We start from the raw sequence: 19842 nt of genomic DNA on the forward strand, positions 1-19842 counted from the left end.
CAACACCTAAATAGCAATATACTCTCACTAGAGTAATAGTGCCATTTGTACGTACGGAGTTGATATATTTTTCATGAGGCGCTTAATCGGTAGGAGAAAAGTCAACCGACTGGGAGTGATCGTAGCTCTTGTGATCCTCTTAGGGCTGTTAGGTCCGTGGATCACCCTAGACTACGATTCTTACCCCGTTTTTAACCTAAAAACCAGGCTAGGGGAGAAGCATTATCATGCTAGGATCGAGCTAAGCCCTTTCTTCGGGACTCTATATAGGGATAGACAGATGGTCACCAGAATTTGGTACCTAAGCACGGGCACCGCTATTGGCGGGGCTATCCTAGCAGTGGCCGCAATACTAACCTCTTTCAGGTATAGCAGGAACTGGGCCAACTTTATGATCTTCTTTACCTGTTTGGGGGGTCTTGTCGTATTCTTTCTCAGTCTCGGCAGGGGGATATCCGTCGGGGTGTTCACTCACGTCGGTTGGGGTTTAGGTGCATGCATCCTAGGGATCTTCCTGATGTTCATCGTTTCCTTCATAGAGATCACCCGGAACAGCGTGTCAAGATTCATAGATCGCTGATAATCGATATATAACACCGTTCCTGATTTTGATCCACTTTGGAAACGGTAATAGAAGTCGACAAGTTAGTAAAATATTTTAAAAATCATCTGATTCTCGACGGCATAGACCTCAAGGTGGTCAAAGGCGAAATTCATGGTCTCATAGGATCTAACGGCGCAGGGAAATCTACTACCCTGAAGATATTATGTGGTCTGATCAAACCTTCTTCCGGCATAGTAAGGATAAATAACTTAATTTTAGATAAAAATAGGCACTCCATAAGTAAAATCTTGGGGTATATTCCAGAAACCCCCGAGCTGTATCCTTCATTGACGGTCCGGGAGACTCTAGATTTCATAGGAGCGATCCACTCAATACCCGCGGATGTGTTAAATCTTAGAATCCTGAATTACATGCAAAAATTCGAGATACAGCATCTAAGCAAGAAATTTATAGGTTCACTTTCAAGGGGAGAGCTGCAGAGGGTCTTGATCTGCTCCGTGATGATGAGAGAACCGAAGATATTCCTTCTAGATGAGCCGTTTTATGCTCTAGACCCCAAGAGTGCCAAGATATTTTGCGAGATCTTAAGGAGAAAGAGTGAAAAGACCGCAACAGTACTCCTCGCCACACATTTGCTGGATGTTGCTGAAAAGATCTGCGACTCCATAACTATTATAGATGGTGGAACCACAGTCGCCAGCGGTAACCTTTCAGATATAAAGAAAGTTGGTGACCGGGAGTGTACTCTAGAAGAGGCCTTTATTGAGTACACGGGCTGATAGGGGCGCTAAGATGAGACTCTTTGTTCTGCTCAGGCTGGAGCTGAAGAGGCTGGGAAACGAACTGAGGCTATCCATGCGGGAGTCCTATTTTGTAGCTAGTTTTGTTATTATGCTCGTAACGCTGTTGTTTCTCAATCAGGGCCTAAACCTTTTCTTCAGGGTTCCTGAGCTATGGCAGCGAGTCCTAGGTGCGGAGCTTTTCCGGAACGCAGAACTTGTAATGTTTGCTTTCCCCCTCTGGATCTTGTATTCTGTTATTAAGGGATTTATCTCAAATGATCTTTTAAATAAGTTCAACCTTGCGGACACTCTTATACTTCTCTCATCGCCTGTTTCAAGGAGAGAGATTTACCTTTCCAGGTATTTCAGAAATCTAGTGAGAAGGCTACCCAAAACCATCCTATTATTCGTATCGAGTAGCCCAGTGTTTTTATTTTTCAACCTAAACAGGTTAGAGATAATCGTACTGTTTTTCACAACTCTAGTATTCATCGAGCTGAATCATAAGGTGAGCAATGTGACCTTTCTGGCCACCAGAACTGCATCCCACGGAGTGGGAGCTGAAAAGAATGTCGCCCTGGTGATAGTTGTCTTGTCTTCTCTGGGTTTGATAGCGACTGTTTTTTCCCCGTTATCAGGAACGATTCATCCACTCAACAGGGTGTTTAATCCCTCTTCAATTGTCAGCGACACACTAACGTTGTTAGCTAGCGATTCTACAAACACCCATATGATTATAATTAATCTCATAACCTTGTTGCTGATTTATGCTTCGTTGATTGTATTTTCTTACTTGACAAGTGGCAGTTTCGATGTTATCTTGGCGGAAACAAAGGAGAGCCCCAGAAATTTACAGCAAAGCTCAATTAAATGGATTCCCTTCTGGAAACGTCTTGATGGAGGCTTTAGGTCTATCCCGATCCTCTGGAAGGATGTGATAACTTACCTACGCGAGCGTTGGATGATAGGCACTCTGGAATTGATGGCGAATTATGGCATGTTTATTCTTCTCTTCACTAGATTTGAAGTATTTAGAGAACTTGCAGTCATAGGTGGTGCATATAACTATACACCAGTATACCTGCTCCCTTTCATAATCATTCTCTTTCTGCACCTATTCTCGCCAGGTGCGTTAATCTTTAGGGATGAGGCGAGGCTGATGTGGCTGCTCAAGACTTCTGATCTTTCAATTGAAGCTCTTCTGGTCGCAAAGTATGCGTACAGCGTCGTCATGACTTTGCTCTACACTCTACCATTAATCTTGATGGTCTTATTGGCCGCGATCGACAACAAGCTAACCGTGATATTTTTGGTGGTTAACGTGATCTTTATCCACAGCTCTATTCAAATGGTAGCAAGCTCTTTCTTTTTCTCTTACTCGAAGAAGGTCCTTGATGGGGGATTCATGCTCTCTTTCGTCCAGATTGCGGTCTCATTCGCCATTGTAGGATTGTATCTCTCAATACTGTTTCTTCATCCCTCCGTGTTGTTATTTGTGTCCTGCATGGTAATCTCCCTGGTAATCACCAAGTACGGCAAGCCAAAATTATACTATATTATAGATCTACTATCAAATTTCTATGTTGTCGGGCTGATATCATCACTCTTGATAGGGTTCACTTTAATATCCTTCTCATTTCTACAATTCAGCGTCCTGCGCGACGCCCTCTCAAGCTCCTATAATCTCGTCTCTTTCTTTATCATAAGTCCGATATTCACTTTTATTATTTTCAAGGTGTCCTCCACGATAACCACAAAAAACCTGATCGAACAGGAAGGGTTCCAATAAAAGTCTCCGTGGTCGCATTTTAACGTCCCAACTGCTAGCGCGCGAGTTATCGATAGCCCGAGCTCAGCATCCCCGTAATCTCCCCATGGAGGGCCCACATACGACCCAACGCCGGGTGGTCCGCCCCAAGCTTCTTCGCCATCCTCCCAACTGTCACCCCAAACTCTACCTCCCCCGGTCCCTCCGCAAGCTTATCCGCGTAACAAACTACCTTCTCCTCCAGCGACTTTGGCACATAAATGCCATCAGGAAACCCCAGCTCTTTCGCCTCATCCGCCGGGACCCCCGCTCCCATGTGCCTTTCCACGATCTTAACAACCGATAATGGCAGCCCCCTCTCTCTTGCCAGCTTCCCCCCAATTACTGCATGCTTTGTCCCATGGGTCACGCTTCTGCCCAGATCATGGAGTAAAGCCCCAGCCTCAACCAAAGTGAGATCCATTTCAAACCCTGCCCTGACTAGGCTTCCCCCGATTCGGGCCGCCAACCCCGCCACATTCAAACAGTGGCTGATGACGCTGCGATTACAACCAGCACTTTTTAGAATCCCTATTGCTTCGCCTCTCCCAGGGGGACTCAAGCCTACAGCTCTCCCTCGATCTCCGCGATCTTCGCCTTAAGAAAATCAATATAACTATCGTTTCCCACCGGCTTGAGTGAGTCCCCGCAAACAGAACAATTAAATACAGTATCCATGGCATCCTCAAAGGTGATCCGAACACAACCCTCGGATCCACACTGATAGAACTCGTGATTCAACTCGTGGCTTAGCCTCGACTTTAGCTTCTTCAGGATTTTGGTCTTTAATCCTGTGATGAAAGCCTCAATTAACTCTTGCTGTAGCCTCCACAGAAAGATAAACCAGCCAGTTTCTTTATCCCTGAACCGTCTAGATGCCACCATACTATGATTGTAGAATTTGTAAAGGATTTTCCTGACCTCGTTTATCTGAATTTCCGTCTGCCCAGCGATCTCCTCCACCGTGATCTCGTCCACATTCCTGATCACATCAATAATCAAGACTCCCTCCTCCCCCCCTAGGATAAATGCGATCTGGTCTACAGTACCATCGCTGACGTTACTAAATAAGCTCATATTTCTTCCCGGATTCCTCTAGTACCTAGCCACATCACCGGACTTAAAGCTTAAACCCCTGCCTCAACCAGCTTCCCTCGGGCTTGGGGGACCACCCTTAACCTAGCCCCTGGGAACTGAAGGTCCACTTCCCCCCCCTCCCAGAATTCGTGGAGAAACACAGCTAGAGCGCTCACCTCCGAGTGAGGCTGAGAGGTCACCCCAACATTCCAATCTACTATATTATATACCTCCCTAGGCACTTTTGCACCACCAACAACTATAAGAAGATCTGATCCCTCCCCTCTAATCTTGGGAATTACCTTTTGAATTGAAAGCCCATACATTGTGAGATGAACGACCTGCCCCCGCCATCTGGAGATCACGCTTCGCCAGCTTTTGGAGAACTCAAGATTGAACGGCCCTCCCCACTCTGAGGTTACCTTGCTGATTGACTCTTCAAGGCCTGGGTCACTTAACCCAGAATAGGTTGCCCCTGAGGCACCAAAAGCCCGAGCCGCTAGGATTACGTGGGTGCTTAACCGCTTATCCCTAGAGGGTCTATGCCCGAGTCGGAGGACGTGTACATCCATATAGTGGCAAGAGAGCTGTGATACGCCTAAGCATTTTCGGTCTCCAACGAGTCATGCGTGGTAATATTCATTATTGATCATATATAGCCCAGCATCTAATATATCCCAGAACACAATACTTCTTAATCATGACCTCCATGATAAAATACCCATTCATTTTGGTCAATCTCAAGACTTATGAGGAGAGCCTCGGACCCAAGGCAGTAGCCCTTGCAACCATTGCTAAGCTAGTATCTCAAGAGACTGGAGTATGCATAGCCGTCGCACCTCAGATAGTTGACCTTACCGCTGTTATTAATGCTGTCAAAATCCCCATTTTCGCCCAACACATGGACCTCGCGGGATACGGCCGCTTTACCGGTCACATCCTACCCGAGGCTCTCGCGATGGTCGGATGCGTGGGGACAATTATCAACCACTCGGAGAGACAGCTCCCCCTGAAGACAATCGAAGCTACGGTGAAACGAGCAAGGCATGCCGGCCTATTCCAAGTGGTTTGCGTGGGCTCGGTTGAAACGGGGCGTTCTGTCGCTCCATTCTCCCCCGACGTCATCGCGATAGAGCCTCCGGAGCTCATTGGATCCGGGATATCCGTCTCAACTGCAAGGCCCGAGATCGTCTTAAGATCTGTTGAAGAATGTAGAACGGTCAACCCTAACGTCAATATCCTATGTGGAGCGGGGATCACGAGCGGAGATGATGTCGCAGCCGCCTTGCGACTCGGTGCTACTGGGGTTCTGGTCGCTAGCGGAGTCGTAAAGGCTGTTGACCCCAAGGCGAAGCTCCTAGAGTTGGTCGAGGCGATGCGGGAATAGCCTCCTCTAGGACAGGGAATCAATTACCGACTCCATTAGAGATTTATTCTCCTTGACGATGGCCTCAACCGTCTCAGAGCTCTCGGCCTCTGCATAGATCCGGAAGATTGGCTCCGTCCCGCTGGGCCTGAAAAGCACCCAGCTCCTGTTATTATATATCAACTTCACCCCGTCGATGGTTTCCACTCGAGGTGCATCTACCTTATTCCGGAGGTCCCTCAAGACTGCCCTTTTTATTCTCTCGGGGCATGGTACCTTTACCTTAAGCTGGTAGTACTGGGGTAGCTCTCCTAAGAGTTCCGAGAGGGGCTTACCCGTCTCGGCCATGATCTCCATGACCAAAGCTAGCGCCATGGAGCCGTCCCGGACCTGGAGATGGGGACCATACATAATGCCTCCGTTCTCCTCCCCCCCGAATGGTATTCCCTCCTCTATCATTTTCCGGGAGACGACGACGCTCCCAACCTGAGTCCACACAATGCTCCCTCCAGCCCCAGATACCACCTCCTCAAGTGCTCTGGACGAGTTCACGGGGGATGCCACACGTCTACCGGGATTCTTCAATATATACTCCCTTGCTATAAGCGCGAAGGAGCGGTCCCCCCAATGGGCCTCTCCGCGCTCGTCCACAAAAATGGATCGATCCCCGTCACCGTCATAGGCCACACCAAGATCAGCCCCCGATGCCATCACGAGAGACTGCAGCCCCCCTAGATTATCCGGTCTGGGCTCGGAATCTCTGTTTGGAAAGCGACCATCTATATTGACGTTCAAGGTAGTGACCCTACTCGCAAGGGCCCGGGCGATCCCAGGTGCAGAGAATGCGGCAACTCCGTTACCAGGGTCAATAGCGACTTTCAGACCCGCATCCCTGATTCTCTTGATGTCCACATGGGACAGGATCGCCTCCTGATATGCCTTGAGGACTTCTAGCTGCTGAACCGTTCCGATACCATCCCACGGCGAGAGCTCGGGAACTCCCGCAAAAAAGATCTCCTCGATCTCAGCCTCCTGACTCCTTGAAGCCTCCACACCATCCGCAGCGATCACCTTCAGACCGTTAAACTCCGACGGATTATGGGAGGCGGTAATCATGATTCCCGCGTTCAACCCATTTTCCTTCACAGAGTGCTGTAGTGCTGGGGTGGGGAGCATCCCGGTGTCGTAGACGTTGCACCCAACGGAGATAAGACCGCATACGACTGCGTCCCTGAACATAGAGCTTGTAGTTCTCCCGTCCCTCCCAACTGCGATACTCCCCCCGAAATATGTGCCGATGGAGGCAGCGAGGCTCGTGACCAGCTCTACCGTCAGCTCACTGTTAGCAACTCCCCGGACTCCGTTAGTTCCGAAGAGGCGCGCCATCACCTCACCTGGCGGGTCTGAAGAATGCTTTCGCTTACCGTCTTGGAGGGGCAGATTGTGACCCCCTTGGTTATTGTAACTCCATCAGTGATAGTGGCGTAGTCCCCGATGAGGCTTCCGGACTCTACCTTTACCCACTTTTCTATGCTCGCGTTCTCTCCGATGATGGCATTCCTCACCGAGGAATAGTCCCCGATGGTTGCCCCGGGAAATATAATAGAGTTATCGATCCTGCTCCCCTCACCAATATGGACATGGTTTGATATTGAAACGTTAGGCCCGATAACAGAATGGGCCCCCACTTTGACTCCTGTTCCCAGATACGTGGGCTCTAGAATCTTTGCGGTCTCATGGACCACGCGATCCTCACGCATATCCTCGCAGTTGAGTTGCTCGAGGATGAGCCGGTTCGCTTCTAGGTATGATTCTGGGACCCCGACGTCAAGCCAGAGACCGTGGACCTCGTACCCGTATAGCTTCCCCTCTTTTGCTAGGATCGGGAATACCTCCTTTTCAGTGGAGACCTTCCCTCCGTCCTCAATATAGTCCATGATCTCCTTGTCGAATACATAAATTCCGGCATTAATGAGGTTGCTAGGTGCCTTTCCAAACTCTGGTTTCTCAACAAACCTTGAGACCTTGTTGTTGTCATCAAGCTCTACCGCACCATATCTACTCGGGTCCGATACTCTGACAAGGGCGATGGTTGCTATCCCATCATTAGACTTATGGAACTCAACGAGGCGCCTGTAATCGATGTCTGATATTACATCGCCATTAAGGACTAGGAAAGGCTCGCCGTTTACAAGGTTCTCTTTAGCTTTCTTAATGGGGCCCCCTGTTCCCAGGGGCCTTGCTTCCCTAGAATAAATTATTCCCACGTTGAATTTCGTCGGGCCAAAGTATCTCACCAATGCCTCTGCCATATAGTTAACCGCGAGGACGATAGTGTCAACTCCTCCCTCTGAGAGATTTTTTATGGTCCAGTCTAGCATGGACTGGTTGGCCAACGGAAAAAGCATCTTTGGACGGGTACAGCTCAAAGGCCTAAGCCGTGTTCCAAACCCCCCCGCTAAAACAAGGGCTTTCAACAATGATCAATTCTATCAAGACACAGAACGGTTTATGAACGTTTTGTGGGCCAGAGCATTTAACAAGGATATTTTAGCATTCTATCGAGCTTGTCTTTCTCAAATTGCTCGTAGCGTTCCAAGGAACCAAGGTCGTACCAGAACTCTTCGCTCACGTAGGCGCCAACTGGTTTTCCCTGCTTGATAAGGTGTGGGATCACATCACCCATCATATCAAAGGATCCCATGGCTTCACCTTTATGCATCTTATCCATCTCTTTGACTACAGATCCACTGATCACCAGCATACCAACACTCACGGGTGCCTCTATCTCTGGCTTTTCATGGAACCCCTTAATGAGCCCGTTCTTAACATTAGCAGTCCCGACCCTGATTCGGAACCCGTTGGCCAAGGCTACTGTCGCCGCGGCCTCTGACTTGATGTGTTGTGAAACCATCTTCTTCAGGTCGAAGTTTGAGAGAATATCTCCATAATAGACTACGAGATGATCGTCGGTGTTAATGATCCCCTGCCTATACACGTTCACGATGGCTCCTGCGCTCCCCTTGAAACCTGGCTTGTCAAGCATATAATGGAGCTTTACGCCGAATCTGCTGCCGTCGTTGAAGTAGTTTTTTATCTGCCGATATTTGTAATCCACTAGGAGAACTAAATCGCGTATTTCATGGTGGACGAATAGACGAATGATGTGTTCAAGGACTGGTTTTTCTTCCTCACCGACGGGAATCATGCATTTCTGTAGGTAGTATGTGAGGGGGCGGAAGCGCGTCCCCTGGCCTCCGGCCAAGATCACGCCTCTGACCTCAGGTTTCCCTATCTTTATTCCTCCCAAGCAGCTACCATGACTCCGCCGGCGAGGGCGATGAGGACGCCTACTGGTGCGAAAATGTCCGGGTCGATGAACCCCACATCTGCTTGAATCGAGTAATATGTGATGATAAGGCCGAGGGCTAGTACTATTACTCCGAAAAAGTTCACTGCAAGCTTCGATAGGGTAAGCCCTTCACCATCTGACATTGATCCTTCCCCTGTTACTTCACGTGGGCTAATATAAAATTGAGGCGGATCAGATGCTCGCAAGCTTCTCCGGGAGGTACTCGTCTACTATGTAGGTAAGCCCCAGTGCGCTGAAGGCCTCGAGCTCTGCCTTCTTTCCCATTTTAAGGAATATATCAATCTCCCTCTGCCAGAGATTATCTACGTACCTGGGATCCTTTTTGAGCTCAATGAGTCTCTTTAGGTCCTTCTCCGTTAGATTCTCCGTAGGCAGTTTGTACTTAAGGACATCCGTTCCCCAGACCCCGATCCACTTGGCGTCCGGGGTGGTTAATCCCCTGAGGTGGGCTGCAACGGCTGAGCCCGATATGATGACCATCGCTATGTGGAGCCCCCATGGGTCCCCGTCAGTGAAGATGTATACCGGGAGCCCCATGTTCTGATTCAGCCGTTGAATCACCATGCGGGCGGAGCGGCTCGGAGTCCCCTCCGTCTGTATCAGTATTGCGTTGTGCTTTTCGTGGACCTTTTCCTCAACAAACCGGGAGAACATAGCGTCCTTTTCAATAACTATAACCTTGTCTGCAGTTGTGTCAAGTAGCTGGGAGCTTGTGAGACTGCGTCCAATGGGCGCCCCATCGGGATTATCTGTGAGATTCTTCACTCGCCCTTCGTAGGCAGGTGGGAATGTATATTGGATGTTTAGGTCTCCAAAGATGGCGCCCCTATCCTTGGGGTAGATATTCAAGGACTCCCGGGGGATATTCAAGGCTACCTCGAGGTCGGTGATTATATAGTCCGACTCCGTTTGGCCTGAAAACTCAATGTCCCTTTGACCCCTGGCAGAGTAGTAGACCTCCCTGAGGGTACTGGTCTTTTTGAGGCGGACGAGCTCCCTAGCAAACCACGCCGTCCATAAAAACTGGGTAAAGGGCCGGATGTTCTTAACGTTCCGGCTGTGCCGACGGACCGTTCTATCGCCAAGTATAAACTGGCGGACCTCGTTGTCATACCTAATGTTATCGGAGCTCCTGCTCTGCATCATAATCCAGGGAAACTCACGATTCTGGATCTGCTCATAGATAAGGGCTCCCAGCTGATTGAGGCTTGTTTCCATGGTTTCTCTCTTTCGCTCTGCATCATTGATAACTTCATCCGTCAATGGTAGAGACCTCATTGATTTTTTTCTTCACATCAGGGATCTTTCCACCAACCGCTATAAGTAGAGGCTTGATGTCAGGGGGGGTCTCCTTGTCGGAGAGCTTTGTGGAGAACTCTGCTATCTTGGGAAGATATTTGGCGAATATATCCAGCCTCCGCCGCTCCTTGGCTATCCTAATGCTACGAGAGATGAATAGCCTCAGGCTCCGAGCAGATGTCCTGATCACGTTGGTGATTTCCTTCTCCACTTGTGGCTGGTCGGCCATGTACTCCTTCCCGACTGTTTTATAGGGGATCTTAGTGGAGCAAACGTGGACGACGACAACCATGGGGGTATCACTGGAGACGTTGTAGGTATTCCAGTGGATGTTTTTGTTGACGACCTTCCAAATGACTCCGCTTGACTCGTCGAAGAGGAGAGGTATCCTGTTTGCGAATCTGATTATTGTAGTTCCCGTCTTGAACTGCTTCCGGATGGTAGGCCCAGTTGCGATAGCGGTTTCGACTATGAACGGGAATCCAAGATATGTAGAAGGTTTCCTTGAGACCACTTTTAGGAAGTCGTTCTCAGTGAGTTCTAATTCCTTCCTTATTCCATTCTCGAGGAGTTCCTCTCCTATAGGTGAGAGACAAGTCGCGTCAGGGCGCTTAAAATCCTTGAAATCCTTTGCAGCCCGAACAAGGGTAACTATGTCCTCCGGTTCCATTGAGTTGGGCCTCGTTTTGTTCCTGATCCCCGCGGATTTCAAGAATCTATCTGCGGTTTTCGAGCCAACTCCCTGGAAATGCCCCGTCATGAACTCCTTCATGGATCTAGCCTTAGTAATTGTGACTAGCCTGCGAAAGTTCTCCACATCGATCCCGTGGGGATGAGGCTTCACTGGCTGGGGAAGCGGTGGCATTGTCTCGGTCCCCCTTTCGAATCGGAATAGTCTCCCCATTGGATCCACGAAGGTAATATCCGCATAGGGGCTTACCATTGCAGTCTGCTTCAGATAGTCCAATAGGCGACGCTTGATCCTGCTATAGTCGCCCTCCATTTGGAGGTGGACAACAGTGCCCCTCCAGCCCTTCTTATTTTCCATTACCTTATGCTTGAGGATCATGGGCTCATTGCGCTCGATGTCGATCATCATCGTGAATTCATGGATGTCACCGCCGGTGCTCGAGGTGATTACGACGGGTTGATGGGTGGTGATCTGCCCGTAGAGGATCGTTATAGTGCCCCCGAGGCCGAAGGTTCCTCTAGCCTGTTGAAGGGTATACTTTGAGCCGTAGAATACCCGGCAGAACGCTGATGGGATTTGCTTCGGCGGGAGGCCTGTGCCGTTATCCTCGATCCTCATAATGTAGATGTTTGTGCCTCCCTCTGATGTGGAGACCTCAGTGAGTCTCAGGAAGATGTCAGGTGGGACTCTCTGCCTCTCACAGGCATCTAGCGCATTCTCGAGAAGTTCCCTAACCGACGCGTATATTGCCCTACTAGGGTTGCTAAACCCCGCGATCTCCCTATTCCTGTAGAAAAAGTCCGAGGGGCTAATTGACTGGTAAATTATCTCTGTCATCTTTTTCTCAAGTCCGCTTTTTGCCCTGGTTTTTCATACCATAGTTCCCCCTTGTCTTTTTTCATCTTCCTTCGCCACGCGTAAAGGTAGTTCCACACGGTCTTGTGGAACGAGCCCTTGATGAGCCGCATGATGGCTTCCCGGGCCGCCTCAAGGCCCTCGGGGCTCCCGATGTAGGCAATAGTGCCCCCGTATACGCTTATCCGGGTTTCCGTGATCTCCTCAATGAGCTCCCGGGAACGACCATTCTTTCCTATAATTCTACCTTTCACCCTTTTTATGGTATTTTTTGAATCGCCGACGAACTCGTCAAGATAGATAATATGAAGGTCAAAATCCTCTTTAGCCAGGATCTCTGCGCGCTGGGGACTAAAGCCCCTCCCGATGGCTTTGACGACGTTCCGGACCGTGAAGCTAGATGTAACATTACTGTTTTCTGGGTTGACAGTGATCTCGACGGCCCCAGACTCACTATCGATTTCCAGGGTGACGCCGAAGTAGCGCTCTATTCTCCTCTTGGCCTTCCCCTTGGGGCCGATGAGAGCGCCGACCCGATCTCGGGGGATCTTAAGATAGGTCTTCTGATTCACCCTTCACCCACCTCTCCACTTCCTCGGAATTGATTACATCCACTCCGAGGCGGTTGAAATATGTGTTTATGTTGGATATATCTCGCTTCAGGAGGGGCTCCGCCAAGGCGTGCTCAATGAGTAGGGCTTGAGAAACATCAAAGATTATAGGGGCCTCCTTCCAGATCATGATATTGTACTCGCTCAGATCGCCGTGGACCACACCGGCTTTGGTATAGAGCAGTTTGGCCTCTGCGAGGAGCTTTAAGTAGAATGTGTTAGGGTCCTCGGGAGCGATCTCCCTAAGCAAGGGAGCTGGGACACCGTCCTCCCCAATGAACGACATGACGAGGATGTTCCTATTGAACGCCTTAGGCTTTGGGCTGTTTACCCCCGCTTTCTCCGCGAGCTGGAGGTTCTTGAACTCCTTTTGAGTCCAGGCATATACTAACCCTCGTGGAGTTCTCTTCACCCGCTTAAACCTTCGATCACCCTCTATATATTTCAGCATCCCTTTTCGGAAGTCGGCCGTAGTGGTATAGTAGATTTTAATGGCTATCTCATTATCCTCGGGGTCGATACCCCAATAGACCCGTGCCTCCTTGCCTGCTTTGATCACACCCTCGAGGTCCTTGATTGTTCCACGGCGCATGAGCTTGTCGATACCCTCAACAGTAAGGAGGTCGAAGACCTCCTCGATAACCTTATAGTCTTCCTGTCGTTTAGTGAGCATTCGATCTCTCTCCTCCATTCTCCTCTCGGCAGCTTCGGCCTTATCGATCCACCTACCGTCTGACATTTGTATTTGCCTGTCTTGTCTCCGTTCTGTTTCCATCTTGAACTTTGAAAGAGGCAAGGACGATATCCCCAGATGCCTACATCAGGAGTTGGTTTTCCTCCCTGTCCTATCTTTTCTCTTAAAGACTTGATACGAATCTTAAAAATCGTTTCCATGCCGATTTCTCAATAAAACAGTTTTTTACCTCAATATCCCTAAATCCGTTCGGAAATTCACCTTATTTCGTGGATAAAAGAGGGAATCCATTTTCCTTAGGATTTCATTATTCTCAAGTCGATAGGAACCCTGCACCCAAGGAACACTCCATCAAAATCTACCTGGGAAGAATACGCGTATACTTCGACTCCCTTTTCCTTTGCCTCTTTAAGACTAGCTGCGAAATCGGGGTCAGTTTCCACGTTAGGCCTGAAGCTGCTTACATCAGGCCGCTGGATAAGGAATAACACTGCTGACCTACCCTGTCCGAGGCCTTCGGTTAGAGTCCGGAGATGGCGGTGCCCTCTTTTTGTGGGTGCGTCTGGGAATAGCGCTATTCTGTCTCTAATCAGGGTGCACGACTTTACCTCAAGGAGTAGCTTTCCAGAATCACTTTTGAGGAGAAAGTCGAGGCGTGACTCCCCAAAAGTATACTCCGCTTTTTCGACATGGAACTCTTTGAATGGTTCGATGATACCTCTGTCAACTGCTTCTCCAATAATCTTGTTCGGGACACTGGAGTCAACGCTCACCAGGATCCCATGATGGTCAACAAGAGTGAGGTTGTAATGGGTTTTCCTTGTATCCGATTTTACTGGGAGGATATAGACCCTGGCTCCACGAAAGAGGAGCTCTTTCATCCTGCCTGGATTTGGAACAAAGCAGAGGGTCTCAACGCCTTCCACGAGGACTACTCCCAGGAACCTGTTAGGTCGAGACTGGAAAACTGCTGGTACAAGACGTCTGCTGAACCTCAAAGTGTTAGTCCTGCTCCAGGGTCTTAAGGATCTCCTCAAGAGTCCAACGGCTATTAGCAGCTATGAGTCTTAATGTAGTCTCCCTTTTGAGCTCCAAGTCGTCTTCCCCGGAGCTCTCGGTGATATATGCTCCCCCAGCCTCCCCGAGGATGAGGAGCCCAGCAGCGACATCCGTGATCCTGAGCTTCTCCCTTAGGTCGACGTGGGCATCAATGATTCCTGAAGCAAGATGGCAAAGGCTGAGGGCGGAGCACCCCGTCTGGCGGAGGTGTCTTGAGCTCACTATTAGCTGTCTGATCCTGTCGACGGAGGTGCCCTTGCTGATATCCAAGGAAACAAGGGCCTCTTTAACGAGCTTCGATTTTGATGGAGTGATATGTTGCCCTGCTCTCCATGCCCCTTTGCTCCTTTCGGCCCTATAGACATCCCCGGAGTATAGATCTTTGATCAATCCCAACTTTACTCCGGACATATGAGGTGTCGTCGATAGTGCCATGCTTGTGCAAGCTAAGGGGATGCCCCGCGCTAGGTTTGTGGTCCCATCGACGGGGTCGAGGACAAGAACGGGGCCATTCTCTCCGATGTCGTAATCACCCTCCTCACTCACGACCCGGACTGGAAATTCGGCGTTGCTAAGGGTTTCCCTTACCGCCTCCTGAGCCTCTGAGTCTAGGAGTTGTTTAAGGCTGTTGACGTCGAGGGAGGCCTTTCTCAGGAGGGCATTCCTAACCTTGGTTCGGACATTCTCCGCGGCCTCAAGCAGAACTGGTGTCCATCGGGCGCTTACAATGGGTTGAGCCATACTATGTCATCATATGGTATCCTTATGGTTAACTTTTTTCAGTCAAGGAGATCCAAAGTAACCAACTGATTCATAGAGAAATACTGATAACCAAAGAACCAAGTCCGTTAAAAAGAGACCATTGATTTATAGAAATTGTAACGTCTCTCAATATCCTTGATGGTTAGAGGAATGAACCTGTTGATGCTGAACTCCTCAACCGCGAATGAGCCCATCACATTACCGTACACCACAGCCTCCCTCATGGCTGGTTCGTTCAGGCTCCCGCTTCGGGCTAGATGGCCCATAAATCCCCCTGCAAAGCAATCCCCTGCCCCTGTAGGATCCCTAATCTTTTCCAAGGGATAGCCGCAAGTGGGAAAGATCTTTTTTCGGGTGAAGAGGATGGCGCCATGTTCTCCCTTCTTGACGATGACAAACCTCGGGCCCCAATCAAGGATCTCCTTAGCCCCCATGATCAGGTTTGAGGTCTGGCATAACTGCCTCACCTCATTGTCATTGAGAACCATACCGTTGACCCTAGAGATAACCTCGATGAGCCCAGCCCTGTCGGTGTTGATCCAGTACTCTATGGTATCCGCTACAGTAAGGCGGGGTCTGTCCACCTGCTCTAAGACACTGAGCTGCTGGTGGGGGCCCACATTGCCTAGGTATAAGAACTCTGCATTCCTGTACTCCTCGGGTACGATGGGATCCCAGTCCCCAAAGACGTTTAGCTCCGTGGCTATTGTTGTCCGGGCCCCCAGATCATATCCGAAGCTCGAGACGAAATGGAAGCTCTTTCCTTCCCCGATCACGAGGCCTGCGAGGTCGAGCTTTTCTCTAAAGAGGTTTATGTATTCCTCCGGGAAATCGTCCCCTATGATGCCGATCAGCCCCGACTCGGCGAAGAAGCTTGCAGCAATGCTGGAATAGGTACCCGAGCCCCCGACTAGTCTGGATACGCTCTTAAAGGGGGTCTCGGTTGTATCGAGGGCTACACTACCTAGGTTGACGATCATTCATCAATCAGGAGAAAAGATAGGGGATTCCCTTTATTATTTTACCCAATTTTCAATAAGTCTAATAATCAATCACGGGCATAACGGAATTCGTCTGACTTGCATGTTATCTTGAGGGTGTTGCCCTCCTCACTTTTTTCGCAGCGCCCGATGACCTGGACGCCTATGCCAAAGTTCTCTGCGATCCTAATCACTTCCTCGGCTACTCCAGGCTCAACGATGAACTCGAAACCTATCCCCATGTTAAAGTCCTCATACATCTCCCTCCACTCCACATGTCCCTCCCCTTGGATAAGGTGGAAAATTGGATCAGGCTCCGGTAGGGTGTTCTTGATATAATCTACCCCATTCCCGAGGCTCAAGCACTTTGTCTGGCCTCCACCCGTGTTATGGACCATGCCGTGAACTGAGTCTCCCACACTCTCCAAAACCTTTGCTGCGATTGGGGCGAATATTCTGGTGGGTGACGTCAAGGCTTCACCGACGGTCATGCCGAGCCCAACCGGGTTATCGTCGATGTTATAACTCCCCGTGAACCTTGCCCTGTCCGGGTGTGCGAGCTCTGGATATTTCTCGAGGTATTCTCCACTCATAAGGCAGTTTCTCGCGAGGGTGTGGCCATTGCACATAATCCCACTGTTAACTTCATTCTCATAGCTGACTTTTCCGCCACTCCGTAGGCCCACTATCACATCCCCGGGGGAGATCTGGTAACCCGTTACTGCTTTCTCTAGGTCCACTCTAGCAAAGAGAGCCCCGCAGACATCTAAGGTCTTCATCTGATCAGGGAGGTCAGCGGTCTCCCCGCCCCCGAATAAAACGGGTAGCCCAATCTCCTCTAGTTTTTTAAACGTTCCCTCAAATCCCTGGGAGAGGGCTGCCAGCATCTCAACCCTTTCGATGAGAATCGGGTTATATGCTATGTAGTCGATGAATGAAATGGCTTCAGCTCCGACGCAGATGGTGTCATCGATGTTCATCGCGACGGCGTCCTGGGCCAACCCTTTAAACCATGAGGGATCCCCTGACTCTTTGTAACCTAGGTAGCTTATGATGGGCTTGCTCCCAGCAGAGTCAGTGTGGGCTACAAGACCCCTCTCAGGGTTCTCTGGATCCCGGGTGATAACACAGAAGGCTCCTGGGTAAAGGTTGTTTACGACACCTTTGAAGACGTGGATGCCCTCCTTTTTCACGTCAACCCCAAGGGCCTTGTATCGGGACATCTTGGCGAGAATATAGCGTCTGTTATCTTAAGGTTATTGACGAGTGCGGTTAGGCCTAGGGCTGGGAGATGGAACCTATGTGATCAATGATGGCCTCCTGGAGCCGGATATAGTCTCCATCATTTATCCATCCTCCCCGCCGGAGCCTCACGAGCCCGAGCATAATCTGATCCACCGCCTCCCTGCTTCGGAAAAGGTTCAGTCTCTCTGCCTCCTGACGGTATGCCCGTCCCACAGGGTTATCCCTACCCAGGCTCTTCACCGCCCTCTCTAGGAACCTATTCGAGAACCCGCCCCTGGGCCTGATGAGCTTGCTCACCTTACTCTCTAAGCCATCCGTTAGCATCAGTCTGAACCTTGAAAGGAGGCTGGGGCTATCCACCACCTCTACCGGGGGATGGAAGTCGAACCTCTTCTGACCGAAGTGGAAGACATAGAAAGGTATAGAAATCTCTAGGTCTCCCTCATCCAGCTCAATTTTATATTTATCGACGGCCTTAAGCTTTTTTTTCTTTCTCCGGTTGAGGGAATCTATTTGACCAGAGATCGCTTTTGCCTCAGCCAGTATTTCTACTTCAATGGATTTGATCTCCTCGAGCCTGTCTAACGTCTGGCTTCGTTCATCAGCCAGCTTCTCCTCGTCGCCTTTTAACTCATCTTTGAACTGGCCCGTCAGGGCCTTGATCTCAGCGTCTCTCTCCTCCTGAAGGCTTTTTACCGCCCTCTCAAGCTCCCCGAACTTTTTCTTCTGCTCTATCAGGGACTTTTTCTCTGAATCAAGCTTCTCTCTACTATCTTCTGACTTAAGTCGGGAAATACGTTTCTCTGCCCGGGTGAGTTTTCTCTTGCGTTTTGTTCGCTCCTCCCTTAGTGGACCTACCTTTCGTTTGTATGCCTCACGGACACGGGCAGTCTCTCTGTTCATCTTCTTTTTGAGCCTGGCCCTCTTCTTCTCAATGGCCCTTTTCAATTGTTCCTGGATCTTCGCGCTGCTATCGTTGATGTTTAATTTCTCCTCTCTCAATACCTTCCGGGCTATATCTTGGGACTCTTGAAGACTCTTCTTAGTCTTTTCTAGGGTTTTCTGGTCTTGTTCAAGTGTTTTATTGTGCTTTTTAAGAGAGTTCACGACAGATTTGACTTCTTTATTCCCTAGGATCGGGCTAAAGATTGCTGAAATAACCTTTGTCTCCTGCGTCTTGGCCCTCTCTAGAAGACAGTTTATTTCCCTTGGGTTTGGAGGATGGGCCACAAGCCCTTTGAACGTCAGTGTTTCTTGTCCTGTAAAATCTTTAAAATGACCTGAGAGACCCTTTAGCGTTTTTAGATATTTCTTGGGCTCCACTGAGAACTTGTTAATGGCTTTGATGAATGCCTCCACGTCAGGAATGATATCGTATTTGAGGCTGGTCTTATGAAGTCCAAGGAGATCGACCATTAATGATCCCCCGTCGTATAGCTTGAAAAGGATCGGGTAAGTCGCGAAGGAGGCGGCCTCCAGAGCTTCTGTCCCTCTCCGTGTATCCCCCACTATGTAAAGTGATGCGAGTTCTAGTTCCCTGGTGAAAGGTTGACCTCTACTACGATCATCAAGAACATATGGTATGGTCAATCTCTTCAATCCCATGGTACTCTCCTTAACTAAATTATACTCTCTCCTAAAAAAATACAGTATGGAACCCCAACCACGGAATCACCAATATTCCACGCGGTGTATTCCTCGACGTTCCTGATGATTCTCTCGGTTCCTTGAAAACGGCCTTGAAGCTTCTTGGATGCGAAAACAGCTCCAAAAAATGATTCTAAGCGATCATCTCTACTATGAGGAGATCGATTACCTCTTCAGCGACAGCGATCCAAGTATAACTGCTCCAGAAAAGGTCTGCAACACCGCAATCTATCGCCTCAGCATCCTGGGATAGAGACTTTCCAACGGCACAGACCCCCTAAAAGATTAATTTAAGTCTCCTGAGGCTATCAAAAACATCAGGGTCGTATGTTCCGTCTCTAGCAATTGCTTGAGACTTAGATTTCCCTCTGAGTAGTTTGACATCCTCCTCAAGGGATAGGCTCCCGCGCCGCTATAAACAGGTGGAGGGAGAGGTGTCCCTCTATAGCTGGATACACTTTTTCCTTTATCTCCTATCTCCGTTACATGGGCTTTTAGATGGATTTATCCCCGAAGTTAATCTCCGGATAGTTTGAGCTCAGAGAAGCGCACGATTTAGAGAAACGCCGAAGAGGTATTTGGTTTTGACTATTAGGAAATGATCTCTTTAATGGCTTCTGTTGTCTCGTTGGGGAAGTCCCTCATGAGGCTAGATATCACGGTCTGTGCAACATACTTTTTGAAAGAGGCCTCATTGAGCTTTGGCCTATAAACCCTATGATACCCTCCTTTACCTGTTTTCTCATTATAGTCTAGGACGCCCTCTTCCACCATGGCGTTGAGGAAGTTGATTATTGATGCACGGCTGATCGTTTTACCAACAAGCTTTTCGTTAACACGGGTCCAGACCTCTCTCGAGATGGCGCCCTCCTCTTTTCTTTCCCAAACGAACCTCAAGGCTTCTTCTTGATAGTCGCGAAAAACCTTTGCAAGGCCGTTGCTTGCCGGATTAAATATCAGTGTCATTTTTAACTCACCGCACCTTTCCCCTAGTTAAAATATAAGTCTATTGCACCAAAAAAAATGGAT

The 19842-nt window shown here is 49.3% G+C and carries 22 protein-coding genes; 5 read left to right on the plus strand and 17 right to left on the minus strand.

Annotated features, from left to right (window positions below; genetic code table 11):
• Window positions 1-73 precede the first annotated feature (73 nt).
• Genes QGG23_00185 through QGG23_00195 form a run of 3 tightly spaced genes read left to right on the plus strand, consistent with a single transcriptional unit; the run spans window position 74 to window position 3136 of the window.
• On the plus strand, window positions 74-580 hold the full coding sequence (locus QGG23_00185) for a hypothetical protein (GenBank protein ID MDP6047855.1): 507 nt from the start codon (window positions 74-76) through the stop codon (window positions 578-580).
• A gap of 38 nt (window positions 581-618) precedes the next feature.
• A complete protein-coding gene (locus tag QGG23_00190) occupies window positions 619-1344 on the plus strand; it encodes an ABC transporter ATP-binding protein (protein MDP6047856.1) in 726 nt (241 codons plus the stop codon).
• Between the two features lie 13 nt (window positions 1345-1357).
• The gene (locus QGG23_00195; GenBank protein ID MDP6047857.1) at window positions 1358-3136 is read left to right on the plus strand and encodes a hypothetical protein; all 1779 of its coding nucleotides are present in this window, start codon (window positions 1358-1360) and stop codon (window positions 3134-3136) included.
• Window positions 3137-3182: 46 nt separating this feature from the next.
• Here the strand turns inward: QGG23_00195 and QGG23_00200 are convergent, their stop codons facing one another.
• Genes QGG23_00200 through QGG23_00210 form a run of 3 tightly spaced genes read right to left on the minus strand, consistent with a single transcriptional unit; the run spans window position 3183 to window position 4803 of the window.
• The gene (locus QGG23_00200) at window positions 3183-3716 is read right to left on the minus strand and encodes an HDIG domain-containing protein (GenBank protein ID MDP6047858.1); all 534 of its coding nucleotides are present in this window, start codon (window positions 3714-3716) and stop codon (window positions 3183-3185) included.
• 2 nt (window positions 3717-3718) lie between these two features.
• Window positions 3719-4231 (minus strand): transcription factor, encoded by a 513-nt coding sequence (locus tag QGG23_00205; GenBank protein ID MDP6047859.1) that lies wholly within the window; start codon window positions 4229-4231, stop codon window positions 3719-3721.
• Window positions 4232-4281: 50 nt separating this feature from the next.
• Window positions 4282-4803, minus strand: coding sequence for a tRNA (cytidine(56)-2'-O)-methyltransferase (locus QGG23_00210; protein ID MDP6047860.1), 522 nt, complete (start codon window positions 4801-4803; stop codon window positions 4282-4284).
• A gap of 140 nt (window positions 4804-4943) precedes the next feature.
• Here QGG23_00210 and tpiA point away from each other — a divergent pair, with 140 nt between their 5' ends.
• Window positions 4944-5618 carry a triose-phosphate isomerase gene (gene tpiA, locus QGG23_00215; GenBank protein ID MDP6047861.1) on the plus strand — a complete coding sequence of 225 codons (675 nt, stop codon included), beginning with the start codon at window positions 4944-4946 and terminating at the stop codon, window positions 5616-5618.
• A gap of 6 nt (window positions 5619-5624) precedes the next feature.
• On the opposite strand, the gene glmM is transcribed toward tpiA, so the two are convergent.
• From glmM to QGG23_00280, 13 genes are all read right to left on the minus strand, one after another.
• Window positions 5625-6983, minus strand: a complete 1359-nt coding sequence (glmM, locus tag QGG23_00220) for a phosphoglucosamine mutase (protein ID MDP6047862.1) — start codon at window positions 6981-6983, stop codon at window positions 5625-5627.
• Window positions 6983-8077, minus strand: coding sequence for an NDP-sugar synthase (locus QGG23_00225; protein ID MDP6047863.1), 1095 nt, complete (start codon window positions 8075-8077; stop codon window positions 6983-6985). The genes glmM and QGG23_00225 overlap by 1 nt, the downstream gene beginning before the upstream one ends.
• Window positions 8078-8133: 56 nt before the next feature.
• Window positions 8134-8907 carry a nucleotidyltransferase family protein gene (locus QGG23_00230; protein ID MDP6047864.1) on the minus strand — a complete coding sequence of 258 codons (774 nt, stop codon included), beginning with the start codon at window positions 8905-8907 and terminating at the stop codon, window positions 8134-8136.
• Entirely contained in the window at window positions 8895-9092 is a 198-nt protein-coding gene (locus QGG23_00235) for a hypothetical protein (GenBank protein MDP6047865.1), read from the minus strand. The genes QGG23_00230 and QGG23_00235 overlap by 13 nt, the downstream gene beginning before the upstream one ends.
• 49 nt (window positions 9093-9141) lie before the next feature.
• A complete protein-coding gene (locus QGG23_00240) occupies window positions 9142-10233 on the minus strand; it encodes a DNA topoisomerase IV subunit A (GenBank protein ID MDP6047866.1) in 1092 nt (363 codons plus the stop codon).
• A complete protein-coding gene (locus QGG23_00245; protein ID MDP6047867.1) occupies window positions 10223-11797 on the minus strand; it encodes a DNA topoisomerase VI subunit B in 1575 nt (524 codons plus the stop codon). Before QGG23_00245 ends, QGG23_00240 begins: the two co-directional genes overlap by 11 nt.
• On the minus strand, window positions 11794-12387 hold the full coding sequence (locus tag QGG23_00250; protein MDP6047868.1) for a KH domain-containing protein: 594 nt from the start codon (window positions 12385-12387) through the stop codon (window positions 11794-11796). Before QGG23_00250 ends, QGG23_00245 begins: the two co-directional genes overlap by 4 nt.
• The gene (locus QGG23_00255) at window positions 12365-13222 is read right to left on the minus strand and encodes a serine protein kinase RIO (protein ID MDP6047869.1); all 858 of its coding nucleotides are present in this window, start codon (window positions 13220-13222) and stop codon (window positions 12365-12367) included. Before QGG23_00255 ends, QGG23_00250 begins: the two co-directional genes overlap by 23 nt.
• 194 nt (window positions 13223-13416) lie before the next feature.
• Window positions 13417-14157 (minus strand): DNA/RNA nuclease SfsA, encoded by a 741-nt coding sequence (sfsA, locus tag QGG23_00260; GenBank protein ID MDP6047870.1) that lies wholly within the window; start codon window positions 14155-14157, stop codon window positions 13417-13419.
• Entirely contained in the window at window positions 14123-14920 is a 798-nt protein-coding gene (locus tag QGG23_00265) for an inositol monophosphatase family protein (GenBank protein ID MDP6047871.1), read from the minus strand. Before QGG23_00265 ends, sfsA begins: the two co-directional genes overlap by 35 nt.
• 107 nt (window positions 14921-15027) lie before the next feature.
• Window positions 15028-15921, minus strand: coding sequence for a PfkB family carbohydrate kinase (locus tag QGG23_00270; protein MDP6047872.1), 894 nt, complete (start codon window positions 15919-15921; stop codon window positions 15028-15030).
• A 68-nt stretch (window positions 15922-15989) separates the two neighbouring features.
• The gene (locus tag QGG23_00275) at window positions 15990-17144 is read right to left on the minus strand and encodes an AIR synthase-related protein (protein ID MDP6047873.1); all 1155 of its coding nucleotides are present in this window, start codon (window positions 17142-17144) and stop codon (window positions 15990-15992) included.
• Between the two features lie 55 nt (window positions 17145-17199).
• Window positions 17200-18765 carry a hypothetical protein gene (locus tag QGG23_00280; GenBank protein MDP6047874.1) on the minus strand — a complete coding sequence of 522 codons (1566 nt, stop codon included), beginning with the start codon at window positions 18763-18765 and terminating at the stop codon, window positions 17200-17202.
• Window positions 18766-18940: 175 nt separating this feature from the next.
• Between QGG23_00280 and QGG23_00285 the strand changes: the two genes are divergently transcribed.
• Window positions 18941-19066, plus strand: coding sequence for a hypothetical protein (locus QGG23_00285; GenBank protein ID MDP6047875.1), 126 nt, complete (start codon window positions 18941-18943; stop codon window positions 19064-19066).
• Between the two features lie 338 nt (window positions 19067-19404).
• On the opposite strand, the gene QGG23_00290 is transcribed toward QGG23_00285, so the two are convergent.
• A complete protein-coding gene (locus tag QGG23_00290; GenBank protein ID MDP6047876.1) occupies window positions 19405-19779 on the minus strand; it encodes a BlaI/MecI/CopY family transcriptional regulator in 375 nt (124 codons plus the stop codon).
• Between the last annotated feature and the right edge of the window lie 63 nt (window positions 19780-19842).

This window comes from Candidatus Bathyarchaeota archaeon (assembly GCA_030739585.1).
Taxonomy (GTDB): Archaea; Thermoproteota; Bathyarchaeia; order TCS64; family TCS64.

Excerpts from the sequence above, each read along its gene's own strand:
- QGG23_00185 (MDP6047855.1), top strand. The coding sequence starts at position 74 with ATGAGGCGCTTAATCGGTAGGAGAAAAGTCAACCGACTGGGAGTGATC.
- QGG23_00195 (MDP6047857.1), top strand. The coding sequence starts at position 1,358 with ATGAGACTCTTTGTTCTGCTCAGGCTGGAGCTGAAGAGGCTGGGAAAC.
- QGG23_00205 (MDP6047859.1), bottom strand. The coding sequence starts at position 4,231 with ATGAGCTTATTTAGTAACGTCAGCGATGGTACTGTAGACCAGATCGCA.
- QGG23_00210 (MDP6047860.1), bottom strand. The coding sequence starts at position 4,803 with ATGGATGTACACGTCCTCCGACTCGGGCATAGACCCTCTAGGGATAAG.
- glmM (MDP6047862.1), bottom strand. The coding sequence starts at position 6,983 with ATGGCGCGCCTCTTCGGAACTAACGGAGTCCGGGGAGTTGCTAACAGT.
- QGG23_00235 (MDP6047865.1), bottom strand. The coding sequence starts at position 9,092 with ATGTCAGATGGTGAAGGGCTTACCCTATCGAAGCTTGCAGTGAACTTT.
- QGG23_00245 (MDP6047867.1), bottom strand. The coding sequence starts at position 11,797 with ATGACAGAGATAATTTACCAGTCAATTAGCCCCTCGGACTTTTTCTAC.
- QGG23_00265 (MDP6047871.1), bottom strand. The coding sequence starts at position 14,920 with ATGGCTCAACCCATTGTAAGCGCCCGATGGACACCAGTTCTGCTTGAG.
- QGG23_00270 (MDP6047872.1), bottom strand. The coding sequence starts at position 15,921 with ATGATCGTCAACCTAGGTAGTGTAGCCCTCGATACAACCGAGACCCCC.
- QGG23_00275 (MDP6047873.1), bottom strand. The coding sequence starts at position 17,144 with ATGTCCCGATACAAGGCCCTTGGGGTTGACGTGAAAAAGGAGGGCATC.
- QGG23_00285 (MDP6047875.1), top strand. The coding sequence starts at position 18,941 with ATGATTCTAAGCGATCATCTCTACTATGAGGAGATCGATTACCTCTTC.
- QGG23_00290 (MDP6047876.1), bottom strand. The coding sequence starts at position 19,779 with ATGACACTGATATTTAATCCGGCAAGCAACGGCCTTGCAAAGGTTTTT.